General features: G+C 42.1%; 16 protein-coding genes. 3 read left to right on the top strand and 13 right to left on the bottom strand.

What is annotated here, in order from left to right:
- Positions 1-147 precede the first annotated feature (147 nt).
- From AC4EHK_RS03585 to AC4EHK_RS03555, 7 genes are all read right to left on the bottom strand, one after another.
- On the bottom strand, positions 148-2418 hold the full coding sequence (locus AC4EHK_RS03585) for a putative bifunctional diguanylate cyclase/phosphodiesterase (RefSeq protein WP_490977420.1): 2271 nt from the start codon (positions 2416-2418) through the stop codon (positions 148-150).
- A gap of 269 nt (positions 2419-2687) precedes the next feature.
- The gene (locus AC4EHK_RS03580) at positions 2688-3986 is read right to left on the bottom strand and encodes an HlyD family secretion protein (protein ID WP_490977419.1); all 1299 of its coding nucleotides are present in this window, start codon (positions 3984-3986) and stop codon (positions 2688-2690) included.
- A complete protein-coding gene (locus AC4EHK_RS03575) occupies positions 3979-4671 on the bottom strand; it encodes a hypothetical protein (protein WP_490977418.1) in 693 nt (230 codons plus the stop codon). The genes AC4EHK_RS03580 and AC4EHK_RS03575 overlap by 8 nt, the downstream gene beginning before the upstream one ends.
- Before the next feature lie 261 nt (positions 4672-4932).
- Positions 4933-5163 (bottom strand): DUF2187 family protein, encoded by a 231-nt coding sequence (locus AC4EHK_RS03570; protein ID WP_236015552.1) that lies wholly within the window; start codon positions 5161-5163, stop codon positions 4933-4935.
- 230 nt (positions 5164-5393) lie between these two features.
- Entirely contained in the window at positions 5394-6317 is a 924-nt protein-coding gene (locus tag AC4EHK_RS03565) for a S66 peptidase family protein (protein ID WP_490977417.1), read from the bottom strand.
- A 552-nt stretch (positions 6318-6869) separates the two neighbouring features.
- Positions 6870-7340, bottom strand: coding sequence for a transcriptional regulator (locus AC4EHK_RS03560; protein ID WP_490977416.1), 471 nt, complete (start codon positions 7338-7340; stop codon positions 6870-6872).
- A 330-nt stretch (positions 7341-7670) separates the two neighbouring features.
- A complete protein-coding gene (locus AC4EHK_RS03555) occupies positions 7671-8042 on the bottom strand; it encodes a hypothetical protein (RefSeq protein WP_490977415.1) in 372 nt (123 codons plus the stop codon).
- 195 nt (positions 8043-8237) lie between these two features.
- Between AC4EHK_RS03555 and AC4EHK_RS03550 the strand changes: the two genes are divergently transcribed.
- Positions 8238-9770: a hypothetical protein gene (locus AC4EHK_RS03550; protein ID WP_490977414.1), complete on the top strand. Its 1533-nt coding sequence runs from the start codon at positions 8238-8240 to the stop codon at positions 9768-9770.
- Positions 9767-12490 (top strand): DEAD/DEAH box helicase, encoded by a 2724-nt coding sequence (locus AC4EHK_RS03545; RefSeq protein WP_490977413.1) that lies wholly within the window; start codon positions 9767-9769, stop codon positions 12488-12490. Before AC4EHK_RS03550 ends, AC4EHK_RS03545 begins: the two co-directional genes overlap by 4 nt.
- Before the next feature lie 63 nt (positions 12491-12553).
- On the opposite strand, the gene AC4EHK_RS03540 is transcribed toward AC4EHK_RS03545, so the two are convergent.
- Both AC4EHK_RS03540 and AC4EHK_RS03535 read right to left on the bottom strand, forming a co-directional pair.
- Positions 12554-12697, bottom strand: a complete 144-nt coding sequence (locus AC4EHK_RS03540; protein WP_308786513.1) for a hypothetical protein — start codon at positions 12695-12697, stop codon at positions 12554-12556.
- Between the two features lie 26 nt (positions 12698-12723).
- On the bottom strand, positions 12724-13134 hold the full coding sequence (locus AC4EHK_RS03535; protein WP_490977412.1) for a single-stranded DNA-binding protein: 411 nt from the start codon (positions 13132-13134) through the stop codon (positions 12724-12726).
- Positions 13135-13412: 278 nt separating this feature from the next.
- Here AC4EHK_RS03535 and AC4EHK_RS03530 point away from each other — a divergent pair, with 278 nt between their 5' ends.
- Positions 13413-13850, top strand: coding sequence for a YwpF family protein (locus AC4EHK_RS03530; RefSeq protein WP_490977411.1), 438 nt, complete (start codon positions 13413-13415; stop codon positions 13848-13850).
- A 99-nt stretch (positions 13851-13949) separates the two neighbouring features.
- Here the strand turns inward: AC4EHK_RS03530 and AC4EHK_RS03525 are convergent, their stop codons facing one another.
- The 4 genes from AC4EHK_RS03525 to AC4EHK_RS03510 form a co-directional block, all read right to left on the bottom strand.
- Positions 13950-14330, bottom strand: a complete 381-nt coding sequence (locus AC4EHK_RS03525) for a hypothetical protein (protein ID WP_490977410.1) — start codon at positions 14328-14330, stop codon at positions 13950-13952.
- 63 nt (positions 14331-14393) lie between these two features.
- A complete protein-coding gene (fabZ, locus tag AC4EHK_RS03520; protein WP_490977409.1) occupies positions 14394-14834 on the bottom strand; it encodes a 3-hydroxyacyl-ACP dehydratase FabZ in 441 nt (146 codons plus the stop codon).
- 15 nt (positions 14835-14849) lie between these two features.
- Positions 14850-15113 carry a DNA-directed RNA polymerase subunit beta gene (locus tag AC4EHK_RS03515; RefSeq protein WP_490977408.1) on the bottom strand — a complete coding sequence of 88 codons (264 nt, stop codon included), beginning with the start codon at positions 15111-15113 and terminating at the stop codon, positions 14850-14852.
- Positions 15114-15189: 76 nt separating this feature from the next.
- A complete protein-coding gene (locus AC4EHK_RS03510) occupies positions 15190-16224 on the bottom strand; it encodes a rod shape-determining protein (protein ID WP_490977407.1) in 1035 nt (344 codons plus the stop codon).
- Positions 16225-16394 lie beyond the last annotated feature (170 nt).

Below are 16394 nucleotides of genomic sequence, written 5' to 3'. Positions count from 1 at the left end.
GATAACTGCCAAAACTTTTACAGGTGGACAATACTTTAACCAGTTTGTTTGCTCTGCATCTATCTTACCCGATTGCCTGCTGTAACTTAACCCTTATTTCGTTTCACAGAAAACCCTGAAAGCAAGAGCTTCCAGGGTTTTGTAGGTTTAGAATAACACAGTATCCGATTCGGCTTGAGAAGCCATTGTTTCGAGAATTTCTTCAAACTCTTCTGGCTTTACCGGTTTGGAAAACAAGTATCCTTGTCCAATTACACAATTGCTTTCCACCAAAGCGTTTATTTGATCTTCGTGTTCAATTCCTTCCGCCACTACGTTAAGGTTTAAATTCAAGCCCAGGTCAATAATGGTTTTGACCATTGACTGGCGCTGCGTATTGCTAATATTATCGACAAAGGATTTATCGATTTTTATTGTATCAATCGGCAGGCTTTCCAAAATGTTTAAAGAGGAATATCCAGTCCCAAAATCATCCATCGATGTTTTTATGCCCATTTTTTTTAATTCACTTAAAATATCGATGCTTTCTTTAATGTTTTGCATAATGCTTTCTGTGATTTCCAGTTCCAGGTACTGAGCATCCAAGCCCGATTCTGTTAAAGCATTTTTAACAGTTTTTAAAAACTCGCCATGCCGAAACTGCAAAACAGAGACATTTACCGACATGCATAATGGTGTGAGCCCTTTGTTCTGCCAAATCTTATTTTGCCGGCAAGCTTCCTTCAGCACCCATTCTCCTATCGAAACAATTTGGCCGGTTTCTTCTGCAATCGGAATAAATTCTGTAGGAGTCACCTGTCCCAGTTCTGGGTGATGCCAGCGAAGCAAAGCTTCCATGCCAATTACTTGGCGGGATCTCAAATTGACTTTCGGCTGGTAAACAAGGGATAGCTGTTTTTTATCGAGCGCTCTTTTCAATTCATTTTCGATTGTCATTTTGCGAATCATCGCATCGTTCAGTTCCGTGTTATAGAAACTGAAATTGTTTTTTCCGTTGACCTTCGAGAGGTACATCGCCGCATCCGCGCTTTTCAACAGTTCTTCACTGGTCATTCCATTTTCCGGAAACATACTGACGCCTATACTCGGCGTCAAATTAATCTCGTATTCAAACACGGCAAACGGCTCTTTGAAATTCTCCAGAATTGTTTCTGCAATTGTGATGCACAACTTTTCCGTAGCTTTGGGCAAAATAATAACAAACTCATCTCCCCCCATCCTGTAAACCAATGCACCGTCTGGCAGGGATTCGCGCAACCGATCCGATGTCCTTTGCAAAATAATATCTCCTACATAATGGCCCATCGTGTCGTTGACCAGTTTAAATCGGTCTAAATCGATCAGCAGCAGGGCTAATCTGTTCTCATGTTTTGCAACTAGCCCTTCGATATCTTCGATAAATCGTACCCGATTATTTAATCCGGTCAATTGATCGTGGTGTGCCAAATACTTGTACTCTGCCACGATGTTGTGGTTTTTGTTGATGACAATAAACTGGCGCCCGAGTACTAGTAAAAATGCAATGAGCAAACCTGAACTCAGTGCATTAAAATCCCAATGGTAACTGTAGATGACCAATGCGATCAAAAGGAGGATGCTTAAATAAGGAAATAAAAATTGCCGCTTTTCGAATGGATTGCGGATTGCCACAATTGGTTTGGTTGCGTGATTTTTAGAAGCCAGTCCCGCAAAACCAATAAACAGCAAAGCAATAATCCATAATAAGTTGATATAACTTACAGGCTGATAGATTTCATTGATTGTATTGTAAGCATATAAAGAATTCGCTACGATTTGGATAAAAAAACCAAGGATGACCAGCAGCAGTATATCTCTTTCTTCGCTTTGTTGGTGAAGATAATACAGCACCGTAATCACAAATAATAGGCTTAACCCTGCAAGCGGATAGCCGATTACTACAGCCGCAGACGACCAGGAATCTTCTACAAATCCCATGACGGGTTGTATGAGGAAATGAATACAGACTGCTGCTGCAGTAATCATGTATACAATCACATTAAAAACATAAGATTTTTCCGAATAACTAGCGCGTATTTCTACAGTCTTCACGATTAAGGCCGAAAAGAACAGCACGTGTGAAATCGGCCATAAAATATAAAGCGAGCCGTGGGGATCCAAAGACTTTTCAATGGTTTGCGTGTATAGCCAAATCCAGTTTGAGCTGATATAAACCATTACGCCTAAGCTTAACAGCAACCAAAAAACTTTCTTACGGCCTGCTGCATTCCGGTATGCATTAAATAACCATACAGAGCTAAAAGTTCCGAAAATGATTTGAAGTATCGTAACGCCCAGTATGTTTAACCAACTATTTTCTTCGAATAGCCAGCTCCAGCCATAAAACAGAGTGATGCTGATTGATAGAATCAGCATAGGAAAGCGGTCAATTTTTAACATTTTGGGTCTCCTTCTCTGTTATTAAGCTCATTAGCTGCTTTCACAATCGGACAGCAGTGGATTTTCATCTCCTTACCGCTCTCTCCTATCATGGTAGTTTGCTATTCGACATTCCGCAAAATAGGTATTTAGACTTCCGCAAAAAATCTTTAGACTCATCATACACTTTTTACAAAAATATACATAGTGATTTTTAAGAATTATTTAATTTACATAAAAATCATTTTCACTACACAAAAACCCCGAAAGCAAGTGCTTTCGGGGTTTGTTTAACGTGCCAATAGATATTCTATATATGAGCGCCAATTTGTGTTTTTAGCGTACTCAAAATCAGGCTGATTGCCTGGGAACGGCATGAAGACGTTTGGAGGAGACGCGAACTCTACCAACTTATCTTCCTTGATCACGACTGTTCCAGATTCAGGTCCTTCTGATAAGACCGCTTTCGCGCCTTCTTCAAAATTGATGATGACTCCCAAGGTATCCGGGCGGCCGTTAATGTTCAAGGTATGAGTTTTTCCTTCAACCCCGTCATAATCGAAGAGCCACGCCGTTGGCAATGCCACGGCGTCTTCAGCCGATTCCGTGGTAATCGCAGTGTTAACATTGCTGCCAAACGGCATCGCATTGTCGATTGGCGTATCCGCCACAATTCGGACTTCGTAGTACGCAAGCGGGTTGTTCTGTTCTTTTGGATCCAATTGATGATAGGCTTCCAGCCACTTGGACTCTTCAGCCGGCATTTCGGAAATACTCTGGACCGTTCCTGTAGCTATTCCCTCAATGCCTTCGCCTTCAATTTTAACAGCATCCGCTACTTCCACGAGCGGCCATTCGTCTTCCAGCACATAGCTGACGAAAACTTTTTCATTCGAATAAATTTCAATGCTTAACGGTTCGGTATCCCGGTTAATCTTGGATACCGTTCCATCTACCGGACTGATGACTGCTGGATTCGACAGATTTTGCGTCAATTGTGCATTGAGGACAGCCAATTGTGAATCGATAGAAGCCAGTTGCTGTTCGGCTTGAGCGATGCCGGCAGCGTAGGAGCCGTCTTGAGGAACCGCTACACCAACGGAAACATTGACATCAAACTGAATGGTCTCATCCTCATCGTTGGTGATTTCGGAATTATCGGTCGCGTCTTGTGACACCGGACCGCCTTGTGCGGCTCTCGCCTGCTGAAGAGTAGCCAGTGAACTCCTGACCTCTGCCTGCTGCGCTTCTAAAGCAGTTTTCTGCGTTTCCCATATCGAACGCTGCTCTTCAGTTTCCGCCTCATTTAAAGTAGCTAGTTCAGATCCAGCTGTCACACTGTCGCCTTCACTCACTAGCCATTGCTGAAGCGCTTCGTGTTCTTGTACATAAATTTCCACAGTTCCCTGTGGCGCCGTCAACGCTTCTTTAAAAAGATTTGTTTCGTAAGCGTTCGTGTATGCCTGTTCGTAGTCGCTAACGTAAACACTTTTGGATAGAATGCTTTTTTCGCCGAACATTAAAAGGGAATTGGCCGTTAAAAAGGCAATAACGGCAATGGATAGGCCAATAAAATAGAATCTATTCAAACAGATTCCCTCCTTCCATAAAGGTGCTCAGCATATCGTCCACTGGAATCAGGCTAAATGTTGCAACTATCAAGGCGACAACAATATGAAGCATGATCAAGCCAAACAAAACGAGTTTAGGATTGATTTTTGTAAAGCTGCGGATAAAACGATACTGGACTGCAATAATTAAAGATGTAAATAAAGTCAGCTGGTTAAAAAAACTAATCAGGAAATGATTGTCCAAAAATGTAGCTGCAATTGGACCAAATGAAAAAATCGATACCGACATTGTAAAACCAGTCAAGGCAAACAATAATAAAATCAAGCTTTTTTCGATGACCAGCAATGCCGTAACATAAGCTTGCATAAGAATGGCAGCACGCCATGGCATCTTAAGGATTTTACTGAATAGAAAAGAAGCCCCATAAAGATGAAATGCTAAATAAAATCCTGCCCATAGGAGTGTTCCCGCAAGCGAGGTCCAACGTGAAAGTGTATAAGCATCCCACATTCCAGCCGCTAGAAGTGGTGTCAGCGAATCGGTATTCATGCCCCAAATTTCACCTATTGCAAAAACCAGTAAGCCAATCGCAATAATGCAGGCTATGCGCTTGTTGACGTTGCGCATTTCGGTATGTTGAATATTATGTATAAGTTGCCCTTGTCGAGGGAAAAAATGCCAAAATCTGAAGTCTGATATCATTCGTATAGTTCCTTTCAAGGCAATTGACGTTCTGCTTCACTTTACTTTACCAAAAAAGCATCCTCTTTGGAACGTATTAGCTGGTACATTTTTCAATATTTGCAGTGTTTGAGCCAAAAGGCATAGGAGTACGGTTAATTGTTTATTGGAAACTTGAACATGGATAGAAAAATGGCTCTATATGGCAACTTTCTTCCTGTGCCGTTTTTATCCAAATAAAAAAAGGCTGTTCTTGGTGAACAACCTTTTTGGGTCAGTTTACTATGCTTCAATGATGCGATATTTCTTATGAGAGATTACGGTCATGTTGGATGCTGCACCAATTTCTTTTGCATCTTCTGGTGAAATTTCAACAATCACTGAGTTATCCATAATTTTAAAGATGGTGCCGTTGACATCGACGCCGTTGCGAGTGAAAGAAATCCATTCGCCAATGTAGCGGGCTGCTACGAATTCTGATACTTCTTTTTCATGGGGTTGGAATGCCATCATTACCACGCCTCTCTTTAGTAAAGCAATATCTAATTATTGTATCACAATTCGTCACTAATTTCATCTTTTAACAAGTCGTATTGCAAAACGATGTACGTCTAAAGCTATTGCTAGCAAGCTTTTGGAAAATAAAGAAAGGAAAGCTCCTCTTTTGGCCTAATGATCTACATTAGTAAATCGAGATGTTGGATGGAGCTTGTCATCTTCGACATTTTTCACTTACTGGACTTTTATTCCACGCCCGGGAGAATCGTTAAGGTTTTGGCATTTCCATCGAGTCGCGCAAGTGCACCAAGCGGCACGGAAAAATGCGGTTCACAATGGCCAATTTTAAAGCCTTTAACAACTGGAATTTTCAATTCACTAAAATAATCGTCAAACACTTGATCCAATTTCAGGGAAGGCGTGTCCACTGGAGAAACTGCATTTTTGAAATCTCCAATTACAATGCCTGCTGCTTCATCAAATTTACGGGCCAAGCGCAATTGATTGAGCATCTCGTCCACTTGATAAGGCTGTTGGTTAATAGCCTCGATCAATAAAATCTTGCCTTTGACATCCAGGTCAAACTTCGTTCCGATTGCGCTGCGAATCAGCGACAAATTGCCGCCAACCAACTCACCTTGCGCGATTCCACCAACCAGCGTTACGAGTGGTGCTACTTCCTCTGTGTAATGCAGTTCAAAAGGTTCGAACAACTGGCCAAACATGCGCCCGCTGCGTTCATGAAACTCCGGTTTGGCGACATCGGACGCAAGCATTGGTCCGTGGAAAGTCACGAGGTTTGCATACTCTCCAATGGCTGTATGCAAAAATGTAATATCCGAATATCCCCAAAACACTTTCGGATTTTCCATGATCATGGCATAGTCAATCCGGTCTGCATACCGCGCTGAGCCAAACCCGCCCCCAGCACAGATGATTCCAGACACTTCCGGATCTTCAAACATGGCATGCAAGTCGGCCAACCGTTGTTCATCAGTTCCTGCCAAGTAGCCGCGGGATGCATCAATTGATTTTCCAAGCTTTATCGTCAATCCGAGGTTTTCTAGAAACGGCAAGGCTTTTTTCAAGTTTTCTTGATCCGGTGGACTAGAAGGCGCAATGACACCCACTGTATCTCCTTTTTTCAATCGTTTCGGCAACGTTCTCAATGTAATCTACTCCTTTGTATTTCTTCTACTTTCCCTATTATACCCTGATAAAGGTATTCAATATCCACTTGGACTCTACGACCCAATGTATCAATACCTAACCGATAGTTCAATTCAGCCCATTTATGCTCATGTGAAGACATATAAATATATTCATTTTATTTATATTTTAGAATTTTTAGTTAATTTGTATGATGTTTATCATTAATCATTTATTTATACTAAAAACAAGTTAGCCAACATGTTAACTTACTTGTAAGATCTTCCACTGACAAACCCAATCGAAAAGGAGCGGATCACAATGAATTTTGATAAAGTACTTGAACTCGAATGGGAAGATCTTGCACTCGGAATGGCGGGCTCTACAGCAATTATGCTGTTTATCCATTTTTATACTTTGATGTAAGAGGTGGCTTATGAATTACGCAGCATTATAAAAGCTCTTTTCCAATACAAACGGAAAAGAGCTTTTCATATGGCTTTATTGTATTCAAAAACGCCTCCCCATTGATCCGGAAAGACGTTCTTTATCCATAGGCTGCTAGTTTCACTTTACAAACCTCCATGTAATTGTTTTGATTGCCGTTGTTGGGCTATTAACTCGTCGAACATCATTCGGTCTCCTGCACTTAATGCCTCGTCGATCATTCGGCTGTAATTTTCCTGCTCCAAAAAATAAATGGCATCGGCCGCTTCTTTTTTGGACTGGTCGTTCACTTCAACCAACTCGGCTCTTTCTTCTTGCAGGATTGCTTGAAGATGCCTGTGAATATCCGAAACGAGCAACAATTGGTAGAGAGGTAAGCGGATAAATCGATTGCCTTTTTGGAATACAAAGACTTCGGAAAGGTTTTCTACTTGGAACGTATTGAGATTGACGATAATTTCTTTGCCTTCCACCGGAATAAAATGGAACAGCTCATCGTCTTTCATAATGGAAAAGTATTGATAAGCAAAAACAAACTTCACCAAATGCCCTTCTTTCTTTGTATAAAAAGGCTTCATAAGTTTCACATGCAACATCTGACTCACCTCCCATATTTCTAATATTCTGATTACATACATTATATCACGAAACCCTCTTTTCGAATACAGTATTGCATAAGAACCTCCTTATATAACAGACGTTTCACAACTTAATTTTGTCACATTTTTTATTATAAAAGTCACAAATTTGTCGAATAAAATTTAGTTTAAAATCAGATAGGGCCTTGGAAAGGATATGCTGTTTGAAGCCAACCTTTTCGTTCTTTCTTTGCGTTTCTTTATTACGGGGAAAATATAAGCAAATATTTTTCTCTATCCTAAAAGCCCACCGGTGATTTGCCGGCAGGCTCTGAAAAACTATAGGTTCTATTTTTTGCTTCTTACATGCTGGTGGCGGCGACGTGGTTTAGTGACCATAAAATGCATTTCGTTTGGATTAATGTAAATTGATACTTTTTTTATTATGTAAATTACCAGACTGTGGAATTCTTCATCGGACAATTGCCGCTTATGAAAAATGATTTGATTCATTTTGAAATCGACCTGCACCTGTTCCAAGTATTCCGGAAAAAGTCGAGGGTCATGGATACTGTAACACTCACCATCTGATGAGATTTGCCATTTGATTTTACCAAACACCAAATCGGCCTTTGCATACACTACTTCCCAAGCCACGACGTCCTTCGGATGCAAAACAGATCGCAAATCGGGGATTTCCAAAACAAATGAATTGAACAACTATCATTCTCCTATCCGTATATTACTTAGGTATTTAATACTTTTATAATACCATTTATTTTACATAAAACAAGGATTTTTAAAAATAACAAACTGATCTTGAAGCCTCCTAAGGGGACAACTCATTCTTTCCCGTTTACGGAGCAGTCAGAAAGTCGTATAATAGAAGGAAAGTTTTATTTTGGGGCGATGCATATGGCTACGGTTCAATCCCTAGCGAAAAAATTCGAAGATACGATTCACAATTATATGGCTGCTATCGACAAATCGCTTCTACCGACTCGTGCGTTGGATGAAGAAATGGTTCGAAAAGCAGTCTTTTTAGTGCGCCACGATGGCGTACAGATTCAGTCGTTCAATGAAGAACGGCTGCTCCTTGAAGCAATTGTCAAAGATGCACATGCCGTTAAGATCATTCTCAACTTTGATAAGCTTACAGCAATTTGCGCTTGTCCACAGGAACCGATGTGCCGCCATCGACTGGCGGTCATTTTTGCGCTGTACCAAAAGATCGGCTCACTTTCAGAATGGGTAGCTGCTTGGCGTGAACCTGAAAACAAGCAAATGACTTTATTGTCCGAAAAGCGTTCTCCTGAGCAATGGACAAAACTGATCCGCAGCGTATGGCGTGAAGCCATTCCAGATTATACAACCCGCAACTATTTTTATTTTGAACAAATGTTCGATGGCCGTTTGAAAAATGCTTTGTCGTATGTCCCTTTGGAACGCGAATGGAAGGTTCTTTACCGCACGTATGCCCACTTCATTTCACTTACTGAAGTATGGTCAACGTTTATCTCCGGGACACACGAAGTCCACCATTCCTTCTTTAAGACGTGGTTTGACGACGAATTGCATGAATTGCGCGATTTGCTAGGCCAACTGCGTGTTCAGCACCGGACATTTGAAGCAGATGCTTTTTTTGAACACCTGAAAACCTTAATCCGTGAATTTATAGAAGTGAAAGATGCCTCGTTTTCGCAGCGTTTTTCGCTTTATCAATTGTTTTGGACAAATTTGTTCACTACGAACAGGCTGCGTGAAGAAGAACTTGCCGCACTTAAAAATCCCGATGAACGGTTGAAAGCTTTTTTCTCTATTATATTGAAGAAAGATTTGGATGTGCGGAAGATTTCGCCCAATGAAACGCATGATTGGGTAGAACTTGCGGTTCTTGCAGAAAACGAAGAACACCCACAAGCTTTGGCTAGTATTTTGTTGGCAATCAAACCACACGTAAAAACGTTCCTGTTTGAAGGATTATATACGCAGTACCGGCACCAATATGTGCGGACGCTCAGCCGTTTATTTTCGCAAATCGAATTGAGCGAGTTGGACTGGGAAGATTTATTCAAGCAATTTGGCCATTACGGCCTTCCCGCTTATTCTGCTTATCTGATTGAAAAGCAATTATACAAACAATGGGCAGAACTCCACCATCTTCACAATTCTCCGCTGTATTTCGCGGAAGAATGCGGACTTAAAGAAGTTCAAAGCAAGGCGCCAGATTATGTACTGCCATTGTTCCACCGGTATGCGCTGGCTCATTTGGAGGAGCGCAATCGGCCAAGTTACAAACAAGCCGTACGCGTCTGGAAAAAAATGAAAGCTGCCTGCAAGAAAAGCGGTCAAATGGAGTTCTGGACTGCGTACATCAATGAAATCCGCACACAGAACAAACGACTGCGTGCACTCCAGGAAGAGATCGAGAAAGGAAATCTGATATGAATCAATTCCAAACTGAAGGAAGCCGCCTTTATTACTTAACAATCAGCCGCGGTGAACTTTTCCGTATTCAGGCAACCAATGAAGCAGGAAACCGGATTCCACCGGAAATCTGGAAACCTTATTTGTATTTTCTCGACAAAGACAGCTTTTTCGGTTTGACTGCACAGACGGATGGCTTAGATTTGGTATTGACACCCGCTGATTTTGTTCGTCTTTTCCAGCGCGAACCGCACCATTATGTGATGTTTGCCGGACAACGTGCTGAAGATGAAGCTTGGCTGAAACTTGCCGGAAAAGTCGCTGATTCCTTAAGCGATCCAGATTTATGGGATCATGTGACGGTTGAAGACGGAGACATCATTATTGACAAACAATATGGCGACGAAGAAATCCGCGCTTTCCTTAGCGATACCATTCACCACCAGTTGCGCCAAAAAGGATTAGCTGTGGCTCAGCTTCCATACATCCAAGGCTTTATCCAACAAGCTGGCTGGGAAGGTTTACCGGATGCAGAAGACTATGTGGTCGCTGTTCAATTGAGCGAACCGGATGCTGACGAGTTCTGGTCTTTTAAAGTTGTTATGCGTTCGAAGCGTGGCAGTGTCTACTGGTCCCCTTCCAAACGCCGTGCAGACGAACCCATCGACAAGGCACTGCCTGAGAAATGGCGTGCATTTGCAGAAGATATTCAACACCGCCAAGCATTGTTATTAAGCTTATGCCCTTCTGTTGAACGATTTGACGAAGACCGGTTTTATCACGCGGAATGGACCGATGCAGAGATTCTCGAGTTCTTGCGCAACGATGCTGAAATTTTGCAGGCATTCGGCATCGAAGTTTCGATTCCTTCTTGGCTAAAAGCAGTCCAGGAATCAAAAATTCGTGTCAAAGCCAATGTGAACTCACCGATTAAGAAAGCGTCTGTTGTTGGACTTGATCAAATCGTCAACTTTGACTGGCAGTTTTCGCTTAATGGGCATGAGCTGAGCATGCAGGACTTCCAGCGCCTTGTTTCGGAAAACAAAGAATTTATCCGCATCGGCAATGAATGGGTGCGGGTGGATTCAAACTTACTGATGCAATTGCGCAAGATGATCGAAGAAGCTGAAGATGCGGATTGGACCATTAAAGATATGCTGTTCCAAAATGTACCGGAAATTATGCTGGAAGAAACAGCGGACGAAGACGATCCGTTGGTAGAATTCCACTTGAACCGCTCCCTGAAAACGCTGCTTGATAAGCTATTGGACAAACGCGATTTGCCTGAAACGCCGCTTCCTCAAAATTTATTGACAGAGCTGCGTCCTTATCAGAAAATCGGCTTTGATTATTTGGTGTTTATGCGTGAAGAAGGCTTTGGCCTATGTTTGGCAGATGATATGGGGCTCGGAAAAACCGTTCAGCTGATTACGTATTTGCTGCATGTCCACGGGAAAAATCCGGACCAGCCATCGCTGATTGTGTGTCCGACTTCCGTACTCGGCAACTGGCAAAAAGAATTAGAGCGTTTCGCACCTGATTTGAAAGTTGCTACTCACTACGGCGGCATTCGTCCAAAAGGTGAAGAATTCAATGCCTTTTTAGCAGACGAAAAACCGGATGTGGTCTTATCAACATACGGCATCGTTTCTTCTGACGGAGAGGAAATGCAGAGCCTCCACTGGTCAAGCATTACCTTGGATGAAGCACAAAACATCAAAAATATGTACACAAAACAATCGCGGACCATTCGGAAGTTCAAAGGCGACCACCACATTGCCTTGACCGGAACACCCATTGAAAACCGCTTGTCTGAATTGTGGTCAATTTTTGACTTCATTAACAAAGGCTACTTGTACCGCATCAAGCAGTTCCAGGAAAATTTCATGATTCCGATCGAGCGCGATAACTCTGAAGATCATAAAGAGAAGTTGCGGCAACGAATTCAGCCATTCCTGCTGCGCCGGACAAAGAAAGACCCGGATTTGCAGTTGAATCTGCCTGAAAAGCAGGAACAGCTGGAATATTGCCCACTCACGCCTGAACAAGCTGCACTATATGAAGGACTTGTACAGGATACGGTGCAGAAAATGGAGACGCTCACAGGTTTTGAGAAAAAAGGGCTGGTATTGAAAATGCTAAGCAAATTAAAACAGCTGTGCAATCATCCGTCTCTCTATTTAAAAGAGCCATATACGAGCGCAGCTGAAATTCTGCCCCGCTCTCAAAAACTGGAGCGCATTGTGACCTTGGCCGGGGAAATTGCGGAACGCGGGGAACAATGTTTGATCTTTACCCAATACATTGGGATGGGGCATTTGCTGCAACAAGCAATTAACGAATTGTATGGCCACGAAGTGCCATTCTTGACCGGCAGCATGCCAAAACAGCAGCGTGATTCCCTGGTTGCTTCTTTCCAGGCTGGAAAGTTCCCAATTTTCATCTTGTCTTTAAAAGCGGGTGGCACTGGCCTTAACTTAACGGCTGCGACACATGTTCTTCATGCCGACAGATGGTGGAACCCTGCCGTCGAAAATCAGGCGACTGACCGTGCTTACCGCATTGGACAGACGCAATTCGTCCATGTCCATAAATTTGTGACCATTGGGACTATTGAGGAAAAAATTGACTCCTTGCTGGTTCAAAAACAGTCAATGTCTGAAGAGTTTATTCAGTCCAGCCAATGGATGACCGATCTTTCGGATAGCGACTTGAAGGAACTATTCACTTATTCACTTTAATTCATTTTAAATAAATCCGGCCAAGTCCCCACTTGGCCGGATTCCCCTTTTAGACGTGAAAGTTCACCCTTTTTGAGCGGAACGGAAGATCGATTTCAGTTCACTTAGTTCCCGCTCCGCCTCTGCCAGTCGCTGATGGAGCAAAGCCGTTAGTTTAATCAATTGCTCCATATGCACTTCCAGTTGCAGCTGCACATCTTTTGGCATTGCTAAGTGCCTCCTTTGTTTACTCTTTATACGTTGACCTGTTCCGTCCCCGGCGGCTGGAAATCGAAGTCTGCATCAGACTGCGGTTCCTCCTGCCGTGGGACGGTTTCTTCTTGCGGCTTTCTTCTGTCAAGGAAGCGAATCTGGTCTCCAAGCACTTCGGTTACATAGATGCGCGTGCCGTCTTCTTTGTCATAGGACCGTGATTGCAGGCGTCCAGTGACAGCGACTAAGGATCCTTTGACACAGTATTTCGAGACATTGTGGGCAGGTTTGCCCCAGGTCGAGCAAAGAACGTAATCTGTTTCCGTTTCTCCTTTTTGGTTTTTATAGTTTCGCGAGACCGCAACAACGAAGGATGTATGTACTCGCCCTTCAGTTAGGACCCTCATGGTTGGATCTTTTGTTAACCGCCCTACAATTCCAACTTGGTTCATTTTCTCACCTCCTTTCGCTTACATAGAGCATACTAAGAAGTTTGAATTCTTTGCAAAACTGAGAAAACTATTTTTGATGGTTTTTCCGCTGTTAAATTTCATTTTTTCAAACAAGCGATAATTTTTTTTCGTCACGATCGATTGAATTTGCTGTATCTTAGTCCACTTTCTGTTACATTCAAATGTGTTTTTTGGAAGAACTCTGCATATATTGCACAATTTTTTTGGATCGTCTGTGTGCTATACTAAAATAAAGTTAGTATTGGAGGCGTACCCGCATGAAAACATTTAAAATGCTATCGTTGGGCGTTGAACAGGATGACCAGGTGACCGATTATCCGGTGCATGATGGCATCATCATCAATCAGGAGAATAATGAACGCTCGTGGATTCTTGAAATGCTGGTTGCTCTACCTCATCAGGAAACTTTTGAAACCTTCCAACAAACAGGAGAAGTTATTGCTGTGCAGGTTGTTATTTCCTATCCAGGCAATGAACCGGCTCCTTTCGAAGTAGTGGTCCATGCAGTAAAAGCAATGGGTGACCATGTTTCTATACTGATGAAAGGTACTTTAAAGCGGGCACGCCGCAAGTATGCCGAAACCCTGCTTTCAGAACTGCTAGAAGATGGGTTTGAAGGACAAGAACTGCTGGAACGTTTTGAAACCGATATGCGTACCCGTCCTGGTTTACGTAAAGACGAGTCTAGGCCATAAAAATAAAATACGCCCCCCCAAAAAACTTTCTATCAGTAATTTTTTTTGGGGGGAAATAAAAAAAAGCCATCATTTTGATGGCTTTCTTGTTTTATGTTTTTATTTTAGCAAGTTGAGTTTATTTTCTATAAAATCTGCTTCTGCTCTGCAAGCATAATCATAGGAAGTATGTAAAAGCTCCTGGCGAATTTCGATGCGAGCAACTTGTTCTTCTGAAGGCGGTTCATTTAATATTCTATCAATCGTTTGATTGATTTTTTCGGCAACAGTTTCATGAAATTCCGGAGCGACCTTAATTTCCATAGGTACTTGCTTATACCACTTTGCTTCTTTCTCTATATAAATTTTCCAGGTATTCATGAACTCTTCTAATTGAAACTTATCCTCTTCCCACTCAATCTGGGCCATATATTTTTCAAAAACTTTAGATATAGACTTTGTGATACTGCTTTTCACGCCAGGTGGCAATGATTTATACATGTAGCTAGCCTCCATTTCTAAAATGAAAATTCTCAGTTGATTTCAAGCATTTTTCTATAAAAATTATTTAACTTCCGCTACTGGTCCTAAAGCAAACAGGATATCACATTCACATGCAATTTCTCCATCTACAGTTGCAATGGCATGGCCTTTGCCCATCGAACCACGAAGCTTTGTCAATTCAACCTCCAAGCGCAATTGATCGCCTGGCACAACTTGTCGTTTAAAGCGGCAGTTATCGATGCCTGTAAAGAAAGCCAAACGGCCTTTATTAGCATCCAGTTGAAGAACAGCGGCTGCCCCTACCTGTGCTAACGCTTCCACAATTAAAACACCCGGCATCACTGGATAACCAGGGAAATGTCCATTAAAAAATTCTTCATTTGCAGATACATTTTTTAAACCGACTGCTTTTTTGCCTGCTTCAATTTCTAATATCCGATCAACCATCAAAAATGGGTAGCGATGCGGTAAAATTGCTTGAATTTGTTCTGTTGTCAACAATTGATTCCACTCCTTCTAATTTCCACTCATAATATCAAGTATATGCTGCCATGTTTCCCATTTGAGAGCATCGGCAGGTTTACCGTCTCCAATAACCCCAAAGCCCACCATCGCGCCTAGAACTGCCGCTAAAACAATCAAGGCGATGACAAGAATAATACGAAGCCAAATTGGAAACAGGCGAATTTGAACCCACCACGTCTTTTTAGGCTCTGTTTTTTCTGGTTCTTCTGTTTTCGCTTTTTTCCGAAGAGAAAAGTTTTTTTTCAGCTCAGCCATTCACTCCGTCAACCTTTCTATCTACTAAATTTAACAATCTTGCGTAAACGCATTTTTATAACCTGTCACCACTATATCAAAACACACCTTTTTTTCCATCTGCTAATCGGCTCTGTTTTTTCTGGCGAAAGATATTTTCTTTTGCTTCCAACATTATGCCTGTGCCCATTACTACACATTCCATTGGATTTTCCGCGATAGAAACTGGAATTTCCAACTTCTCAGCCAGGAATCCATCCAATCCATACAGCAACGCACCGCCACCCGTCAAAATCGCACCGCTCTCAATAATATCTGAAGCCAATTCCGGCGGTGTTTTTTCCAACACCATACGGGCGGCCTCGACAATTAATTGAACAGACTCTCGTAGAGCTTTTTCAATTTCCAGTGACGTGATAGTCAGTGTTTTGGGATAACCGGTCAATATATCTCGTCCGCGTATATCCATTTCTTTTTCTTCAGTATGCTTTAACGCTGTCCCTATTTCCAGTTTAATTTTTTCAGCGGTTTTTTCACCGATTAACAGCTTATGATGTTGTTTGATGTAGCGAATAATCTGCTGATCAAACCGATCCCCCGCTATTTTAATGGTTTCACTGGTGACGATGTCTCCCATCGATAGAACAGCAACATCCGTCGTGCCACCACCAATATCAATGACCATACTGGCACTGGGTTGATAAATATCAAGTCCTGCTCCGATAGCAGCGACTTTCGGCTCGACTTCCACATAGACTTTTTTGCCCCCCGCTTTTTCTGCTACTTCACGGATTGCATTTTGTTCAATGCTTGTGACGTTGGTCGGGCAACATATTAGAATGCGCGGCTTGGTCATAAAGCCTTTAAGTTTCAAGATGTGCATAAAATGCTTAAGCATCGCTTCGGTAACATCAAAGTCGTGGATCACGCCATCTTTTAATGGACGGACTGTCACAATATGCTTTGGCGTTCTGCCCATCATTTTGCGTGCTTCTTTTCCGACAGCTAAGACTTCATTGGTTTTCAGATCCATGGCTACTACAGAAGGTTCGTTCAAGATGATTCCCTTGCCTTTAACGTATATCAATACATTAGCTGTTCCCAGATCAATTCCAATGTCTTTAGAAAACATCAAGCCCGCACTCCTTTTAACCATTCTCCTACTTGTTCAGCAAAATATAGCTTGCTGAGTGAGGTATCTACGGCATCCCATGTATTTTGAAAAATACTCTCTTAACTGAATATTTTATCATAGTACGGATCGCATTTACAAAAATTCCTGAAATCAGGCAGTTACAAAAA

Source organism: Planococcus sp. TJ-307, assembly GCF_058268435.1.
This window is presented reverse-complemented; position numbering and strand designations above follow the sequence as displayed.

Bases quoted from the DNA above. Each gene is read 5' to 3' on its own strand.
- AC4EHK_RS03575 (WP_490977418.1), bottom strand. From the start codon at position 4,671: ATGATATCAGACTTCAGATTTTGGCATTTTTTCCCTCGACAAGGGCAA.
- AC4EHK_RS03515 (WP_490977408.1), bottom strand. From the start codon at position 15,113: ATGGCTGAGCTGAAAAAAAACTTTTCTCTTCGGAAAAAAGCGAAAACA.
- AC4EHK_RS03570 (WP_236015552.1), bottom strand. From the start codon at position 5,163: ATGATGGCATTCCAACCCCATGAAAAAGAAGTATCAGAATTCGTAGCA.
- AC4EHK_RS03510 (WP_490977407.1), bottom strand. From the start codon at position 16,224: ATGTTTTCTAAAGACATTGGAATTGATCTGGGAACAGCTAATGTATTG.
- AC4EHK_RS03545 (WP_490977413.1), top strand. From the start codon at position 9,767: ATGAATCAATTCCAAACTGAAGGAAGCCGCCTTTATTACTTAACAATC.
- AC4EHK_RS03535 (WP_490977412.1), bottom strand. From the start codon at position 13,134: ATGAACCAAGTTGGAATTGTAGGGCGGTTAACAAAAGATCCAACCATG.
- AC4EHK_RS03585 (WP_490977420.1), bottom strand. From the start codon at position 2,418: ATGTTAAAAATTGACCGCTTTCCTATGCTGATTCTATCAATCAGCATC.
- AC4EHK_RS03530 (WP_490977411.1), top strand. From the start codon at position 13,413: ATGAAAACATTTAAAATGCTATCGTTGGGCGTTGAACAGGATGACCAG.
- AC4EHK_RS03550 (WP_490977414.1), top strand. From the start codon at position 8,238: ATGGCTACGGTTCAATCCCTAGCGAAAAAATTCGAAGATACGATTCAC.
- AC4EHK_RS03525 (WP_490977410.1), bottom strand. From the start codon at position 14,330: ATGTATAAATCATTGCCACCTGGCGTGAAAAGCAGTATCACAAAGTCT.
- AC4EHK_RS03540 (WP_308786513.1), bottom strand. From the start codon at position 12,697: ATGCCAAAAGATGTGCAGCTGCAACTGGAAGTGCATATGGAGCAATTG.
- AC4EHK_RS03560 (WP_490977416.1), bottom strand. From the start codon at position 7,340: ATGTTGCATGTGAAACTTATGAAGCCTTTTTATACAAAGAAAGAAGGG.